This window comes from Nocardiopsis aegyptia (assembly GCF_013410755.1).
Lineage (GTDB): Bacteria > Actinomycetota > Actinomycetes > Streptosporangiales > Streptosporangiaceae > Nocardiopsis > Nocardiopsis aegyptia.
This window is the reverse complement of the sequence record NZ_JACCFS010000001.1, coordinates 4,336,970-4,352,794: the sequence shown is the minus strand read 5'-3', so window position 1 is coordinate 4,352,794 and position 15,825 is coordinate 4,336,970. Positions and strand designations below refer to the sequence as shown.

The 15,825-nt window shown below is 72.3% G+C and carries 13 protein-coding genes; 4 read left to right on the top strand and 9 right to left on the bottom strand.

The window, feature by feature from the left end; translation table 11 throughout:
• Positions 1-81: 81 nt before the first annotated feature.
• The gene (locus HNR10_RS19455; protein ID WP_179825613.1) at positions 82-1,515 is read left to right on the top strand and encodes an FAD-binding oxidoreductase; all 1,434 of its coding nucleotides are present in this window, start codon (positions 82-84) and stop codon (positions 1,513-1,515) included.
• 15 nt (positions 1,516-1,530) lie between these two features.
• Here the strand turns inward: HNR10_RS19455 and HNR10_RS19450 are convergent, their stop codons facing one another.
• The 4 genes from HNR10_RS19450 to HNR10_RS19435 all read right to left on the bottom strand — a co-directional run bounded on the left by HNR10_RS19450 (position 1,531) and on the right by HNR10_RS19435 (position 6,444).
• Positions 1,531-1,773, bottom strand: coding sequence for a type II toxin-antitoxin system VapC family toxin (locus HNR10_RS19450; RefSeq protein ID WP_179825611.1), 243 nt, complete (start codon positions 1,771-1,773; stop codon positions 1,531-1,533).
• A 100-nt stretch (positions 1,774-1,873) separates the two neighbouring features.
• Positions 1,874-3,016, bottom strand: coding sequence for an acetyl-CoA C-acetyltransferase (locus tag HNR10_RS19445; protein WP_179825608.1), 1,143 nt, complete (start codon positions 3,014-3,016; stop codon positions 1,874-1,876).
• A gap of 149 nt (positions 3,017-3,165) precedes the next feature.
• Positions 3,166-4,341, bottom strand: a complete 1,176-nt coding sequence (locus HNR10_RS31315; protein WP_179825606.1) for a DUF2207 domain-containing protein — start codon at positions 4,339-4,341, stop codon at positions 3,166-3,168.
• Positions 4,342-4,398: 57 nt separating this feature from the next.
• On the bottom strand, positions 4,399-6,444 hold the full coding sequence (locus HNR10_RS19435; protein ID WP_179825604.1) for an MDR family MFS transporter: 2,046 nt from the start codon (positions 6,442-6,444) through the stop codon (positions 4,399-4,401).
• Positions 6,445-7,389: 945 nt separating this feature from the next.
• Between HNR10_RS19435 and HNR10_RS19430 the strand changes: the two genes are divergently transcribed.
• Entirely contained in the window at positions 7,390-8,532 is a 1,143-nt protein-coding gene (locus tag HNR10_RS19430) for an acyl-CoA dehydrogenase family protein (protein WP_179825602.1), read from the top strand.
• A 43-nt stretch (positions 8,533-8,575) separates the two neighbouring features.
• Positions 8,576-8,743, top strand: a complete 168-nt coding sequence (locus HNR10_RS19425) for a hypothetical protein (protein WP_179825600.1) — start codon at positions 8,576-8,578, stop codon at positions 8,741-8,743.
• Between the two features lie 217 nt (positions 8,744-8,960).
• Here the strand turns inward: HNR10_RS19425 and HNR10_RS19420 are convergent, their stop codons facing one another.
• Positions 8,961-9,797, bottom strand: coding sequence for an NPP1 family protein (locus HNR10_RS19420; protein WP_179825597.1), 837 nt, complete (start codon positions 9,795-9,797; stop codon positions 8,961-8,963).
• A 345-nt stretch (positions 9,798-10,142) separates the two neighbouring features.
• On the opposite strand from HNR10_RS19420, the gene HNR10_RS19415 reads away from it, so the two are divergent.
• Positions 10,143-10,733, top strand: a complete 591-nt coding sequence (locus HNR10_RS19415) for a DUF7691 family protein (protein WP_179825595.1) — start codon at positions 10,143-10,145, stop codon at positions 10,731-10,733.
• Positions 10,734-10,817: 84 nt separating this feature from the next.
• Here the strand turns inward: HNR10_RS19415 and HNR10_RS19410 are convergent, their stop codons facing one another.
• From HNR10_RS19410 to HNR10_RS19395, 4 genes are all read right to left on the bottom strand, one after another.
• The gene (locus HNR10_RS19410) at positions 10,818-11,618 is read right to left on the bottom strand and encodes an amino acid ABC transporter ATP-binding protein (protein WP_246406311.1); all 801 of its coding nucleotides are present in this window, start codon (positions 11,616-11,618) and stop codon (positions 10,818-10,820) included.
• On the bottom strand, positions 11,615-12,478 hold the full coding sequence (locus tag HNR10_RS19405) for an amino acid ABC transporter permease (protein ID WP_179825593.1): 864 nt from the start codon (positions 12,476-12,478) through the stop codon (positions 11,615-11,617). Before HNR10_RS19405 ends, HNR10_RS19410 begins: the two co-directional genes overlap by 4 nt.
• Positions 12,475-13,362, bottom strand: coding sequence for an ABC transporter substrate-binding protein (locus HNR10_RS19400; protein ID WP_179825591.1), 888 nt, complete (start codon positions 13,360-13,362; stop codon positions 12,475-12,477). Before HNR10_RS19400 ends, HNR10_RS19405 begins: the two co-directional genes overlap by 4 nt.
• 163 nt (positions 13,363-13,525) lie before the next feature.
• Entirely contained in the window at positions 13,526-15,808 is a 2,283-nt protein-coding gene (locus tag HNR10_RS19395; protein WP_179825589.1) for a SpoIIE family protein phosphatase, read from the bottom strand.
• Between the last annotated feature and the right edge of the window lie 17 nt (positions 15,809-15,825).

Genomic DNA, 15,825 nt, shown 5'->3' with positions numbered 1-15,825 from the left:
CGGTCCGCCGTGTTCCGGGACCGCCGAAGTCGGGACCCGTCCCGGCCCCGGAGCACACTCCTGGTCACGAGGGAGACGGCCATGGCCCAGCTCAAAGTACAGCCCCTGTCCGACACCGCGCTCGCGCACCTGCGCTCCGGTTTCTCCGGGGAGGTGTTCTCGAACGTCGACGACGGGTTCGAGGAGGCGAGGACGCTCTTCAACGCGATGATCGAGACCCGACCCGCCGTGATCGCCCAGTGCGCGAGCACCGACGACGTGCGCCGCGGCATCGAGTGCGCCCGTGAGGAGGGCCTGGAGATCGCGGTCCGCGGCGGCGGGCACAGCGTCGCCGGGATGAGCCTCACCCAGGGCGGCCTGGTCATCGACATGCGCCGGATGCACGACGTCACGGTCGATATGGACCGGATGCAGGTCCGTGTGGGCGGCGGCACCGTCATGGGACAGATGGACGAGGCGACCACCCGGCACGGCCTGGCCACGACCGGTGGCCGGGTCTCGACCACCGGGGTCGGCGGCTTCATCCTCGGCGGCGGGTCGGGATGGATCGAGCGCAAGTTCGGCCTGGCCTGCGACAACCTGCTCAGCGTCGACCTGGTCACCGCCGAGGGCGACCTCGTGCACGCGGCCGCCGACGAGAACCCCGAGCTGTTCTGGGCCCTGCACGGCGGCGGCGGGAACTTCGGCGTCGCCACCCACATGGAGCTGCGGCTGCACCCGATGCCGGAGTTCTCCCTGGGCCTGCTGCTGTTCCTGCCGGAGTCCGGGCCCGAGGTCGCGCGCGTGTGGCGGGACTTCATGGCGCAGGCCCCCGACGAGATCGGTGGTGGGCTGATCTACCTCGTCGCGCAGCCGGAGCCGTTCGTACCGGAGGAGCTGGTGGGGAAGCTGGTGTGCGGTGTGGTGCTCACCTGTGTGGGGTCGGAGTCGACGCTGCGCGACGTGGCCGCGCCGCTGCTCCGGTTGGGGCCGGAGGTGGAGATGGTCACCGACATGCCCTACGCCGACATGCAGAAGGCGCTCGACGACCCGCCCGGCTACCGCAACTACTGGTCGGTGGAGCACCTGGCCTCGATGCCCGACCCCGCGCTCGACGCGTTCTGCGCCAGGGCCGACGACATGGTCATCCCCTCACCGACGGCCCACGCCATGTGGCGGCTCGGCGGCGCCGTCGGGCGGGCGGAGACCGACTACCCGCTGCCGTGGCGGCATTCCGCGTGGGCGGTCCACCCGCTGGCGATCTGGGAGGACCCCGAGGACGACGACCAGGCGATCCGGTGGGTGCGGAACATCCGCACGGACATGCGCCCGTGGGCGACCGGGGACGTGTACCTCAACTTCACCGGGGACGAGGGGGAGGCGCGCGTCGTGCGCGGCTTCGGTGAGGACAACTACGCGCGGTTGAGCGCGGTCAAGACCGAGTTCGACCCGGACAACGTCTTCCACCGCAACCACAACATCCGTCCTGCCCGCGAGATGCCCGGTGCCACGGCTCCGCCGCCCCGCCAGGGCTGACGGGAGCCGGGACGTTCAGTTCGGCGAGATCAGCTTCACCGAGGGAAAGGAGGTCTTGAAGCGCCGGGCGTCCCGGCTCAGCAGTTGGAGTCCGCTGATGGCGGCGTGCGCGCCGATGTAGAAGTCGGGCAGGGTCGACGCCTTCGTACCGCCGTTCCTCCGGTACGTCACCAAGGCCTTCCCCGCGAGGAAGGCCGCGTTCCAGGGGAGCGGTGAGCGGACGAAGTCGTCGCCGAGTTCCCGTTCCAGGTCCTCCACGCGCGAGAACCTGATCGATATCTCCGACTTTCAGGCAGTCACAGTGGTTCCGGTCCGCCCCGTCAGCCTTGGCGGAACTGACGGGGCCGCGGCGCGGGTGTCAGACGCGTTCGATGATGGTGACGTTGGCCTGTCCGCCGCCCTCGCACATGGTCTGCAGGCCGTAGCGGCCGCCGGTGCGGTGGAGTTCGCCGACCAGCTTGGTCATCAGCACCGCGCCGGTGGCGCCCAGCGGGTGGCCCAGGGCGATCGCGCCGCCGTTGGGGTTGACCTTGGCCGGGTCGGCGCCCAGCTCCTCGATCCAGGACAGCGGCACCGGGGCGAAGGCCTCGTTGATCTCGGTGACGTCGATGTCGTCGATGCTCAGCCCGGCCTTCTCCAGGGCGATCCTGGTCGCCGGGATCGGCGCGGTGAGCATGTACACCGGGTCGTCGCCGACCAGGGACAGCTGGACGACGCGCGCCAGCGGGGTCAGGCCGTGCTGCTCGACCGCGCGCTCGGAGGCGATGAGCACGGCGCCCGCGCCCACGGAGATCTGGCTGGCCACGGCGGCGGTGAGCTCCCAGCCCTCGCGCAGGGCCTTCAGGCCGGCCATCTTCTCCAGGGTGGTGTCGGGGCGCACGCCCTCGTCGCGCTCGACCCCGGCCAGCGGCGCGACCTGGTCGTCGAAGTGGCCCGCCTCGATCGCCCGGGCGGCGCGCTGGTGGCTCTCCAGCGCGAACTCCTCCAGCTGCTCGCGCTTGAAGCCCCACTTCTCGCACATGAGCTGGGCTCCGCGGAACTGGGAGATCTCCTGGAGCCCGTAGCGCTCCGTCCAGCCCTCGCCGTAGAGCGAGAGACCGTTGTCGACGGCGAACTGGACGTTGGCTCCCATGGGGACCATGCCCATGTTCTCCACGCCGGAGGCCACCACCAGGTCCTGGGTCCCCGACATCACGCCCTGGGCGGCGAAGTGCAGGGCCTGCTGGGAGGAGCCGCACTGGCGGTCGATGGTGACGCCGGGCACGGACTCGGGCAGCCCGGCGGAGAGCCAGGCGGTGCGCGCGAGGTCGAGCGCCTGGGGCCCGGCCTGCGTGACACAGCCCATGATGACGTCCTCGACGGCCACCGGGTCGACGCCGGTGCGCTGGACGAGCTCCTTGAGCACGTGCGCTCCGAGGTCGGCGGGGTGCACGCCGGCGAGCGCACCCTTCTTCGTGCCGACGGGGGTGCGGACTGCGCCGACGATGAATGCCTCGGCCACGGGGCCCTCCAAGGGGAGCTGGGGTGACGGTTCTGAACCGAACTGTATTCGGTTTGGCGGTCCTGGCAAGTACCCGGCCCCGGTTCGGGCTGGTCGGCGCAGCTCAGGTCCTCTCCCCCAGTGTTCCCCGCGGGCGTCCCGAGCCACGGTCAGCCGCCGCCTCCTCCGCCTCCGCCCCCACCGGCGCCTCCGCCACCGCCACCTCCGGCTCCGCCCCCACCGGCGCCTCCGCCACCGCCACCCCGGGAATCGCTCTCGGCCCCGACCCCGCGCGAGGAGAGGTACCGGTCCAGGCGGATCAGACCGAACAGCATCGCTCCCATACAGCCGAGGACCACCACGACGACCAGGAAGGAGGCACCGCCCGGCCGCGGGTCGGTCCGGGCCGCCCCCTCCCGCGGCCCTGAGGGGGCGGCGGAGTACACGGACGCGGGCAGGGACAGCCGCACGCTCATGGCCTGCCCCGGGGAGAGCCTCCCGTGACCGGCGGTCAGGAGCGGGCCGTCCGCGCCCGGGTCCGCCCACGCGAAGCCGTCACAGCCCCCGCGGTCGCCGGTCTCCCCCGCGTAGCAGGCGGCGTCGGTCCGGTCCTGGACCTCCGCCGGTTCCGCCGCCTCCGCGAGGTCGGGCAGGTGGATCTCCACGTCGGCCGACTCGACGGGAACCCGCCAACCGCTGCCGACGACGTCGGCGTAGAAGCGGGCCCCGCCACCCGTGCCCGGAGTCGTGAGGCGTTCGTAGGTGTAGCCGATCTCGAAGGTGTGCTCCCCGGTGAGGGAGGGGTCGGACCCGAAGTCACCGACGCGCACGACGGTCCGGCTCTCCGCGTCGGGATCGCCGTCGCGGGGGGCGACCTCCACCGGCAGCCCCTCGGCGCTGTCGGCCCGGACACCGGTGAGACCGAAGTCGCGCCAGCCATAGCCGTCGATCCACCCGGTCTCGGGCAGTTCCCGGGTCAGGCCGTGCGAGGGCCGGTCGCCGAAGTCGTAGGTGATGGACTCGATCATGTCGACCGACCCCGAGGCGTGCACGGTGACCTGGACGTCGAACCCCGTCACGCGCCACTCCCGCGGCGGGGAGTCCCGCTCCCCGGCGTAGTAGACGCCGAGGCCGAGCGGGACCAGCAGCGCGACGCACCCCGCGATCACGGCCGGGCCCCGGGCCCGGGGCCCGACGCGCCTGCCTCCGCGCCCGGCCGCACGGGGCGTGCCGCTCTCCCGCCGGCGCTCGGCGGATCGGAGCGGCTCGCGCTCCCGTCGCCGCCTGGCGGCACGGAGCTTGTCGCGCCTGCCTCCGCGCTTGGGGGAACGGGATGCGGGGGCCATCGGGCTCACTCTCTCAGGGGGACGACGCACCGGCCATGATCCCCGATCGGGCCGCGGCTACTCCTCCCGGGCTCTCGGCCCCCGGCCGAGGTCGGCCGCGTCCCCCTCGTCCCCGAGGGTGTCGGCGGTCATCCGCTCCAGCGCGGCCACGACCTCCGGGTGCTCGTGCGGCGCGTAGTCGGCGAGCAGCGAGCGCAGCGCCGTGCGCTGGGCCTCGAAGAGCGCGCGGACCGCGTCGGCACCCCTCCGGCTGAGTTCCCACGCGTCCCGGCCGTCCACGAGGTGGCCCGCGTCGAGCAACTCCCGGCGGACCGCCTCCCACCGCTCCGCCGGGAGGCCGGTCATCTCCACCAGCTCCTCGGTGCGCAGCGGCCCCGTCGCGCCCAGGTGGCCGAGCACCCAGCACGCGCCCGGGGAGACCTCCAGGCCCGCCGCCTCCCGCAGCCGCTGGTACATCGCGTGCGCGCCCTCCCGGCCGCAGGCGCGGAAGACCTCCTTCTCCACGTGCGCCAGCCCGTCGCGCCCGTAGTAGGAGGCCACGGGCGGGATGGTCTCGTCCAGCTCCGGGCTGCCCACGGTGGTGCGCAGCGGGATCTGGCGCAGGAACAGCGCGAGCACGAACCCCGCCAGCGCGACGGGCACCGCCCACAGGAAGACGACGTCGATGGCGTCGGCGTAGGCCCCCAGCAACGAGGCCTGCGTCGCCGGCGGCAGCCCGTCCAGGGCGCGCGGGTCGCTCTCCAGCGCCGCGACGTCCACCCCGGCCGGGAGCCGGATCCGGTCCGCGCGGGCGGTGAGGTTCGCGGCCAGCTGCCCGGAGAACACCGACCCGAACACGGCGGTACCGAAGGCGCCGCCGATCGAGCGGAAGAAGGTCGCGCTGGAGGTCGCCACCCCGAGGTCGCGGTACTCGGCGCCGTTCTGCACCACCAGGACGACCACCTGCATCACCAGTCCCAGGCCGAAGCCCAGAACGAAGAAGTAGGCGCCCATCGCCGCCTGGGAGGTGTCCGGCCCCATGGTGGAGAGCAGGTACAGCCCCACCGCCGTCACGGCCATGCCCGCCACCGGATAGGCCTTGTAGTGACCGGTCCGCGTCACCAGCCGTCCGCTGCCGATCGAGGTCAGGAACATGCCCGCCACCATCGGCAGCAGGTGCAGGCCCGAGGCCGTCGGCGACAGCCCGTGCACCACCTGGAGGAAGAGCGGCAGGTAGGCCATCGAACCCATCATCGCGAAGCCCACGCAGAAGCCGATGGCCATGGCCACCACGATCACCGGGTTGCCGAACAGGCCGAGCGGCATCACGGGCTCCTCGGCCCGGCGGGCCGTCCACCACCAGCCCAGGCCCAACACCAGCGCCGCGGCTCCCGCCCCGACCACCGGGACCGAGGTCCACGCGTACACGGAGCCGCCCCAGGCGGCCACGAGGGTCAGGCACACGGCGGTCCCGGCCAGCAGCAGGATGCCCGCGTAGTCCACCCGGCCGCGTCCCTCCGGTCGACTGGCCGGCAGGACCGCCAGCACGGCCAGGAACGCGACCAGCCCCAACGGCAGGTTGACGTAGAACACCCACCGCCAGCTCAGGTGGTCGACGAACAGGCCGCCCAGCAGCGGACCGGCCACGCTGGAGACGCCGAACACCGCGCCGAACAGCCCCTGGTACTTGCCGCGCTCGCGCGGGGAGACCACGTCGCCGATGATCGCCGAGGCCAGCACCATGAGGCCGCCCCCGCCGATGCCCTGCAACCCGCGGAAGAGGATCAGTTGAAGCATGTCCTGGGACATGCCGCACAGGGCGGAGCCCGCGAGGAAGATCGCGATGCAGCCGAGGAAGAGCTGTTTGCGGCCGAACTGGTCGCCGAGCTTGCCCCACAGCGGTGTGCTGGCGGTGACCGCGAGCAGGTAGGCGGTGATGACCCACGACAGGTGGTTGAGTCCGCCCAGGTCGGAGACGATCGTCGGCAGGGCCGTGGACACGATGGTCTGGTCCAGGGCCGAGAGCAGCACGCTGAGCATGAGCGCGGCCATGATGACCGTGATCCGCGTGCCCTGGCGGCTCCGACGCTCCCGGCGCCCCCGCTCGGTCCCGCGCTGCGCCATCGCCACTCCCCCGTCGCGCCGTCACGGGCGCCTCGGTCCGCTGCGGGCCTGGCGGCCCTCTGTGGCCACAGTAGGAACGGGCCGCGCGCGTGACACGGAGGAACCGCACTCGCGCCGCGATCTTTGCCCCCGCTTGGCGCCGCCCGGCCGTCCGGATCAGCCGCCTCCTCCGCCACCTCCACCGCCTGCTCCGCCGACGCCCCCACCGCCGCCCGGGACCCGTGTCCCGACGCGGACGTGTCCGGGAAGTAGCGCTCCACCAGGAGGCTCGACCCGACCAGCAGTCCCCCTAGGCAGCCGATGAGCCCGAGGCCGACGATCACGGTACGGGTCTGGTCGTACGGCGGGTCGGGCCGGGCGGCGCCCTTGTCCCCACCGGTGCGGTCAGCGGAGTACACGGACGGTGGGAGGGACAGTCGCACACTCATGGCCTGCCCCGGGGAGAGCGACCGGTGTCGGGCGGTCAGCCGAGGGCCGCCCGGGTCCGACGGACTCCCGGCCTGCGAGGAGGTGGAGGCCGAGTCCGAGCAGACCCGCCAACGAGACGCACACCGCGAGGAGGGCCACGACAGGGGCCCGGGGGCCTGCGGGGGTGCGGCGACAGGGGGGTCGTCACGCTCAGGCTCGCGCTCGGCGGCCCGAAGCACGGCGCGCTCCCGTCGGCGCTCGGCGGCACGGATCTTGTCGCGCCTGCGTCGGCGCTTGGCTGAACGGGAGCGGGAGGCCAAGGGAACTCCCTCTCTCGGGGGGAAGGCACACCGGGCATGATCCCGCAGAAACCGCGGACATCCCCTGGACCGCGGTGGGAACGGCCGCACCCACGGCGGGGAGGCACCGCGCTCGGGCCACGATCATTGCTCCCGCGTGGCGTCGCCCCTTCTAAACCGAACGAGATTCGGTTAGCGTGGGGCGTACGTGACCGCCCTCACCCCGCCGGAGACGTCCATGAAGCGGAACCTGTTCGACGCCGACCACGACCTCTTCCGGGAGACGGTCGCCGAGTTCCTCAAACGCGAGGTCGTGCCCTTCCACGCGCAGTGGGAGAAGGACGGCATCGTGCCCCGCGAGGTGTGGCTGAGGGCGGGCGAGGTCGGCCTGCTCGGCCACGGTGTCCCCGAGGAGTACGGCGGCACCGGGCTGTACGACTACCGCTACAACACGGTCGTCAATGAGGAGATCTGTCGCGCCCACGGCAGCGGGCTGGGCATCACCCTCCAGAACGACGTCATGGCGCCCTACATGGTCGGCCTGACCACCGACGAGCAGAAGCGGCGGTGGCTGCCCGGCTTCGCGAGCGGGGAGCTGATCACCGCCATCGCCATGACCGAGCCCGGCACCGGCAGCGACCTGCAGTCCATCCGCACCTCGGCGGTGCGCGAGGGCGACGAGTACGTCGTCAACGGCGCCAAGACCTTCATCACCAACGGCGTCAACGCCGACCTGGTGATCGTGGTGGCCCGGACCGACCCGGACGCGGGGGCCCAGGGCTTCTCCCTCATCGCGGTGGAGCGCGGGACCCCCGGCTTCGAGCGCGGGCGCAACCTCGACAAGATCGGTATGAAGGCACAGGACACCGCCGAGCTCTTCTTCGAGGACGTGCGCGTCCCGGCCGCCAACCTCATCGGTACCGAGGGCCAGGGGTTCATCCACCTGATGCACAACCTGCCGCAGGAGCGCCTGTCCATCGCCACCTGCGCGGTCGCCTCCGCCGACGGGATCCTGCGGCACACGATCGAGTACTGCCGCGACCGCACCGCCTTCGGCCGTCCGATCGGGCGCTTCCAGAACACCCGTTTCGTCCTGGCTGAATTGGCGACCGAGGTGGATCTGGGCCGGACCTACGTCGACCGCGGGGTCGCGCTGCTCAACGAGGGTGAGCTGACCGTCGAGGACGCCGCCATGGCCAAGTGGTGGACCACGGAGATGTGCAACCGGGTGATGGACCGTTGCCTGCAGCTTCACGGCGGGTACGGGTACATGATGGAATACCCGGTGGCACGGGCCTGGCAGGATTCCCGCGTCCAGACGATCTACGGTGGCACCACCGAGATCATGAAGGAGATCGTCGGGCGCGGACTGGGCCTGTGACCGCCTGAACCCCTGAGCCCCCTCCGGAAGGGTCGAGTCGGTCATGAGCGGTGCGTGGGACGGCCTCATCGTCATGGGCCTGCTGGTCGTGCTGCTCGTCATCGGCGTGCGCAAGCTCCGGCCCAAGGTCCACATCCCCTGGGCGACCAGCGGGATCGTCGTCTTCTTCGTCTTCGTGTGCCTGCTGCTGTGGGCGTGGTCCTGGCGCTGAGACGCGGCCGGCCGCACGTGCCGCGGGCGCTCCCCGGTCCGCCCGGCTCCCGCCGGGGCGCCGCCCTCCCCTGAGGAGGGAACGGCCCCCGACGGGAGCGGTTCCTCGACGTGTACGTCTCGGAGCCGGATGCTCGGACCCGAGTGCCTTGCGCCAGGCCCTCGGGGCCGGGTGCTCGGAACCGGGCGCTCGGAGGCAGGTGCCCGGAGCCCGGCCCTCAGAGCCGGGCGTCCTGGGCGTACGGGTCGAAGTCGATCCCCGCGGGCCTGGCCCGCTCCAGCGCGGACCCGAACCGGTCGTCCCTGAGGTCGAGCTGGGCGCTGCCGAAGTCGGCCGAGACCAGGGTGTCGCGGATGCCGGGCGGGAAGTGGTCCCAGCCCACCAGGTCCGGGTACTGCCACACCCCGTCGTGGTTCTCCGGCGGGTCGTCGTGGCCGGCCGCGAAGCGGAAGGCGTGGGTCGACGCGCCGTCCTTGTGGTAGACGATCTTGGGGTGCGCCCCCTCCCAGCGCACCTGGTCGGCGGGCCGGGTGTCGAAGTCGCCGTGCGCCGAGGCGGACACGTACCGGGCCTGGCCGTCCCGGACCCACACCACCACGTGCTCCAGGTCGTGGCGGTGCCCGCAGCAGCCGGGCAGGACCTGGTCCTTCTCGAAGTAGAGGGCGTACATGTAGGCGCACCAGCCGCTGGCGTCGCACCGCGAGCGGGCGTAGGAGTTGGTGTTGTCGAGGTCGGAGCGGTCTCGGCAGTTGCCGTTGAGCGCCCCGGAGGTCTTCAGACCGCCGTTGAGGGTGCCGTCCGGTCCGATGGCGGGGGTCGGGTAGCAGCCGTCGGTGTCGTAGTCGAAGGCGGGCTGCCACGTGCCCTCGGCCTCGCTGTGGCTCGCGGGCAGGGCCGGCGGCGGTGCCGCGAACGCGATGCCCGGCAGACCGAGGACCAGGGCGAACGCGCCGACGAGGCCGCGGGTGCCCAGACGACGGGCCCGGCCGAGGAGTCGGCGGCCGGGCCCTGTGGTGTCGGTGCTGATGGTGCTGGGGACATCGGTGGTGCTCATGGGGGCGGGTGCGCTCCGGCGCGGTACCGCGTCACGGGGGTCGACGGGTCCTGGCATGGGGGTTCCTTCCGGCAACGGGATCCGGTGCACGCGCCTGTGGGGCGGGCGCGTGCCAGGCGCACGCTAACCGCGGCCCCCGCCCGGCACAAGGAGGGCGGCGGTGGGTTCGCGCACTGTTCGCCCCCGGCTCCGGAGCGTGTCACCGCGTGCTCGGAGCCGCCCCGCGTCGAGGATCCGCTGGAGGAACCGGCGGGTACGGGGCCGCTCGGGATCCGCGCGTGGCGTGGTCCCGCCTCCGAAGAGGAGCAGCCCACGGTGTCGTCAGTCGCCGATAGCGTCTCCGCCATGAGTTACGCGCTGACGACATATGTGGTCGACCTCCCTGCCCTGCACGCCTCCGTCGGCTCGAAGGACGACAAGCTGCGCCGGATGATCGGAGGCCGGTTCAAGCAGCACCTGGCCCACTTCGACTCCCAGTTCGACCACACCGACGGCCCCTCCATCCGCGATGCGATCCGCGCGGTCATCGACGGAGGCCCGTTCGACGACCGGCACGGCACCATGTACGGGTACGCCTTCAAGTGGATCTGCGAGTTCCACGGCCGCGCTCTGTTCAACAACGACTTCTCCCCGATGCGGGCCGGGTGGCTGGAGACCGTCGACGAGGCCCTGGCCGGGCTGGGTGTGACCGCGGTCAGCGTCGGGGAGTTCAACTACGGTCGCGTCCCCTCACCGATTCCGGCACCCGACTTCCTGCCGTGCTACGGCGAGTGGAGCCTCACCGAGTGCCGGAAGGCCCTCGAACAGTGGGAGGCCGTCACCGACGAACGCAAGGCCGCCCTCGCCCCCGCTGTCGGAAAAGCAGTCGAGTCCTGCATGGACTGGTGCAACACCGCGGACACGGCCGGACGGGGCGTCGCCGGCTTCTTCAGCTGAGCGAGCGCGGGCGCGGCCCGAACGGCGTCGTGTACGGCCGGGCATCCCCCTCACGCCCCGGCTCCGGGCGGCGTCACCGCGTGCTCAGAGCCGCCCGGCGTCGATGATCCGCTGGAGGAACCGCCGGGTGCGGGGCTGTTCGGGATCGCCCAGGACCTGCTCGGGCGGCCCCTGCTCCAGCACCCGGCCCCCGTCCAGGAAGCACACGGTGTCGGCGACCTTGCGCGCGAAGCCCATCTCGTGGGTGGCCAGCAGCATCGTCATCCCCTCGTCGCGCAGCCCGCGGACCAGGTCCAGCACCTCCCCCACCAGTTCGGGGTCGAGCGCGCTGGTGACCTCGTCCAGCAGGAGCAGGCGCGGGGAGTTGACCAGCGCCCGCACGATCGCCACCCGCTGCTGCTGCCCGCCCGACAGGCGGTCCGGGTACTCGTCGGCCTTCTCCAGCAGGCCGACCCGGTCCAACAGCTCCCGGGCCCGTTCCGCCGCCTCCGCGCGGTCGCGCCGGTGCACGCGGCGCGGCGCGAGCGTGACGTTGTCCAGCACCGACATGTGCGGGAACAGGTTGAAGGACTGGAACACCATCCCGATCCGGCGCCGCACGCGGTCGGGGTCCACCCTGGGGTCGGTGATGTGCTCGCCGTCCAGGTGGATGGATCCGTCGCTGATCGGCTCCAGCAGGTTCGCGCACCGCAGCAGGGTGGACTTGCCGGAGCCGGAGGCGCCGATCAGCACCACCACACCGTGCTCGGGCACGTCCAGGTCGAGCCCGTCGAGCACCACCGTGCCCCTGAACTCCTTGCGCACGTCCCGCACCCGCAGCACCGGCACGGACGCCGGATCCGCCTCGGTGCCGTCCAGGCGCGCCAGCCGCTCCAGCTCGCTCATCGTCCCCCCTCCGCCGACTGCCGGCGTGCCGAGCGCACGGTCACCCAGTCGGTCACCGCCACCAGTGGAATCGCCATCAGCACGAACAGCACCCCGGCCACGATGTAGGGGGTGAAGTTGTAGGTCTGGGCGGTGGCGATCTGCGCGGCGCGGATCGCGTCGATCGGCCCCGCCAACGAGATCAGCCCCACGTCCTTCTGCAGCGCCACCATGTCGTTGAGCAGCGGCGGCGAGACCCGCCGCACGGCCTGCGGCAGGACCACGTGGCGCATGGTCTGCGGGTAGGTGAGCCCGAGCGAGCGCGCCGCCGCGATCTGGCTGGGGTGCACCGACTCGATCCCGGCCCTGAACACCTCGGCGATGTAGGCGCCGTAGGTGATCACCAGCGCGATCCCGCCGAGCACCAGCACGCTCGGGGTGCCTTCCAACCGCAGTCCCGGCACGCCGAAGGTCATCAGGTACAGCACGATGATCAGCGGTGCGCCGCGGAACCCGTAGGTGTACGATGTCGCCAGGGCCCGCAGCGGGAAGAACACCGGCCCCCGCAGGGTCCGCATGATCGCCACGACGAGGCCGAGCGCCAGCGCGCCCAGGGCGCAGAACAGCAGGACCCGGACGTTGAGCCACAGCCCCGTGAGCACGGCGGGCAGCGCCTCGCGGGCCACGGACGCGTCGAAGAAGGTCTCCCGCACCCGGTCCCAGCCCGGGGAGCCGATCACGACGCTCACCAGGACTCCGCCGAGCAGCGCCGTGGAGACCGCGCCGATCAGGACCGACCGCACGCCCTGGCGGCGGCGGAACGCGACCCGCTCGGCCTCCAGGACGCTCGGAACGTGCGCGGCGGTGTCGCGGGCGCTCACGCCAGCTCGGGAACGTCCGCGGCCTCCGACAGCCACTCCTGTTCGAGCTCGGCGAGCGTGCCGTCCTCGCGCAGGCCGTCGACCGCCTCGGTGACGCAGTCCGTGAGCGGCGAGTCCAGGTCCAGGACCAGGCCGAACTGTTCGGCGTCGGCGTCGGTCGCCGGGAGCTGGCCGACGATCTCGGCGTCCTCCAGCTCCGCGGAGGTGACGTAGAAGGCGGTGGGCAGGTCGAGGACGAGCGCGTCCACCTGCCCGTTCTCCAGGGCCTGCTTGGCGTCGTCGTTGTTGTTGAAGACCTGCGGCTCCTCGTCCGGGTCCACGGTCTCCACGAGCGCGTCGTAGCTGGTGGTGCCCACCTGGGCGCCCACGCTCAGGCCGGCCAGGTCCGCCAGGGAGGTCGCGTCCGCGGCGTCGGTGCCCGCCATCGCGATGACCGTCTGGCGGACGTCGTAGTACGGGCTGGAGAAGTCGACGGCGGCCCGGCGCTCCTCGGTGATGGAGAACTGGTTGATGTCGAAGTCGTACTGCTTCGGCCCCGGCTGGATCGCGTTGTTGAAGGTCACGACGCTCCACTCGACCTGCTCGGGGGTGTAGCCGAGCCGCTCGGCGACCGCGTGGGCGACCGCCGACTCGAACCCCTCACCGTTGGTCGGGTCGTCGTCGACGAACCACGGCGGGTAGGCCGGGCTGTCCGTCCCGATCGTGAGCGTGCCCTCGGTCAGCGTGGGCAGCTGGTCGGGTGTGCACTCCACGGCCGCGTCGCCGGCCGCGTCGGCCGGCTCCTCGTCCACGGGGGCGCAGGCCGCCGCGGCGAGGACGGCGCTTCCCGCCACGACGCCGAGACTCAGGCGGAATCGACGGGACGGACGGGTGGGAGAGGTCATCGGGGCTCCGGTTCATGGGGGACGGCTGCCCACAAATTACCGATACCTCCCTGTTCGTGCCAGGTCAGATCGGTCACGGAACGCTGCGGGAGCGCCCCGTGGCAGGGAGTTCGCGGCGTCGCGGCCCCGGAGGCGGCTGAGCCCGCCTGCTCAGCTCGGCTGCTCAGCCCAGCGTCTCGGACCCGTCCTCGTCCTCGTCACCGTGCATCGGCATCTCGAACCACACCGCCTTGCCGTCGGGCGTGGGACGCGACCCCCACCGGCTGGCCAGCTGTTCCACCAGGTAGAGCCCGCGACCGCCCTCGTCGTCGGCGGCGGCGCTGCGGATGCGCGGCAGGCGCAGGTCGTGGTCGAAGACCTCCACCCACACGGCGGTGGCGCCGCGGCGCAGCCGGAGCAGGAACTCCTTCTCCCACGGCTCCTCGGTGGGCTCGTCGACCTCCGAGACCGCCTCCAGGAGGTCGGTCCAGTCCTCGTCGAACTCGTCGGCGGCCGGGGAGTCGTTCGCCGGCGGCCCCTCGGAGTCGAGCACTCCGCTGCCGGTGAACTCGCGGTGCACGGGGTGCGGGGTGGCGTGGATGACGACGTTGGTGACGATCTCCGAGACCAGCAGGCAGGCGAGCTCGGCCTGGTCGCGGCCCATCCCCCACTCCTTGAACGTGTTGGCCGCCAGGTGGCGGGCCTCGCCCACGGTGGAGGCCTCCGAGCGGAACCAGCCCTCCATGAGGTCCAGCTCGTCGGAGTGGGTGCGCACGACCATCAGCGCGGTGTCGTCGTCGAGTTCGCCGGGCACGCTGTGCGCGGCCACCTCGGCGATCTGGTCGACGTCCTTGTCGGCGACCTCGGCCACCCGCTCGGCCATGCGCTCCAGCGCGACCTCGGGGTCGGCCCGGCCGCCGATCGGGCGCCGGTCCACCAGGCCGTCGGTGTACATGACCAGGGTGGCGCCGATGGGCAGGCGCAGGTTCGCCTGGTGGTAGACGATGTCCTCGCCTGCCGCGCCCTTGGCGCGCACGCCCAGCATGCGGTCGGTGATCTCCAGGTCGAGGGTCTCGACGGACTCGGAGGTGACCAGCAGCGGCGCCGCGTGCCCGGCGTTGGCGTAGGACAGCTCGCGCGACCAGGCGTCGTAGACCATGTACAGGCAGCTGACGCTGGGGATCCAGGTGCCGCCGTTGCCGTCGGGCTGCCCGAGCTGGCGCACCCACTCGTCGAGTTCGCGCAGGATGTCGGCGGGTTCGCGGTCGGCCTGGGCGAACGCGCGCAGGGCGGCGCGCAACTGGCCCATGACGGCGGCCGCGTGCGGGCCGCGGCCCTCGACGTCGCCGATCACCAGCCCGACCCGGCCGGCGGAGAGGGGGATGGCGTCGTAGAAGTCGCCGCCGACCTGGGTCTGGACGCCGTGGCCGTGGGCCTGGAGCGGACCGGCGGGCAGGTAGCGCGTGGCGACGGTCAGGCCGTCGAGCTGCGGGAAGACGCTGGGCAGCAGGCTGTCCTGGAAGGCGAGCGCCGTGCTGCGCTCCTCCTCGAACAGGCGGGCGTTGTCGATCGCCAGCGCGACCCGGGAGGCGATGGCGCCCACGAGGTCGCGGTCGAACCCGCCGTAGGTGCTCTTCTGGCGTGGTGAGAGTCCGGATAGCGCGAGCGTGAGGACGCCCAGGACCTCGCCCCGGGCGCGCAGGGGCGCGGCGATCGCGGAGGTGACGCCGACCTGCCGGGACACCACGTCCGAGCGGTCGGTGGGGGAGTTCTCGAAGAGGTAGTCGCCGCTGACGACGGTCTCCAGGCGGCGCAGGGCCTGCGTGACGAAGTGGCGTTCGGGGTAGCGGACCTCGTCGCCGACGTCGAACCAGGTCCGGGCCGGGGGCGACCAGCCCTCGGCGTGCACCGAGACCTGTCTGACCAGGCGGTCGTGGTCGTAGAGGTCGATGAAGCAGTGGTCGGCGAACTGCGGCACGAGGATTCCGGCCACGCCCTTGACCGTGGAGTCGAACTCCAGGGAGCTGGCCAGGCGGCTGCCGATGCGCTCCAGCAGGCCGTACTGCTCCTCCACGCGCCCGCTGCGCAGCGCCTCCCGGGCGATGAGGGCTATGCCGTCGATCTCGCCGGAGTCGTCCTGCATGGGCACGGCCTGGGCGCGCACGTGGATCCAGGTGGAGTCGCCCTTGAGGACCGCGAAGGTGCCCTCCCAGGGCTCGCCGCGCAGGACGCGGCGGGCCAGCTGGGAGGCGTGCTCGCGATCGGACTCGTGGATGCCGATGTCCAGGAGGGACAGGCCGACGTAGTCACGGCCGCCCACGAACCCGAAGAGTTCGCGCGCGAAGGGGTTCCAGTAGCGCAGCAGGCTGAACCGGTCGATGACGACGATGGCGATCTGCGCCTGGTCCAGCACGGCGGCTGTGGCGAGCGCGTCGCTCTCCCGGAAGGGCTCACCCCACCGTGTCATCTAGCCGCCACCTCGCC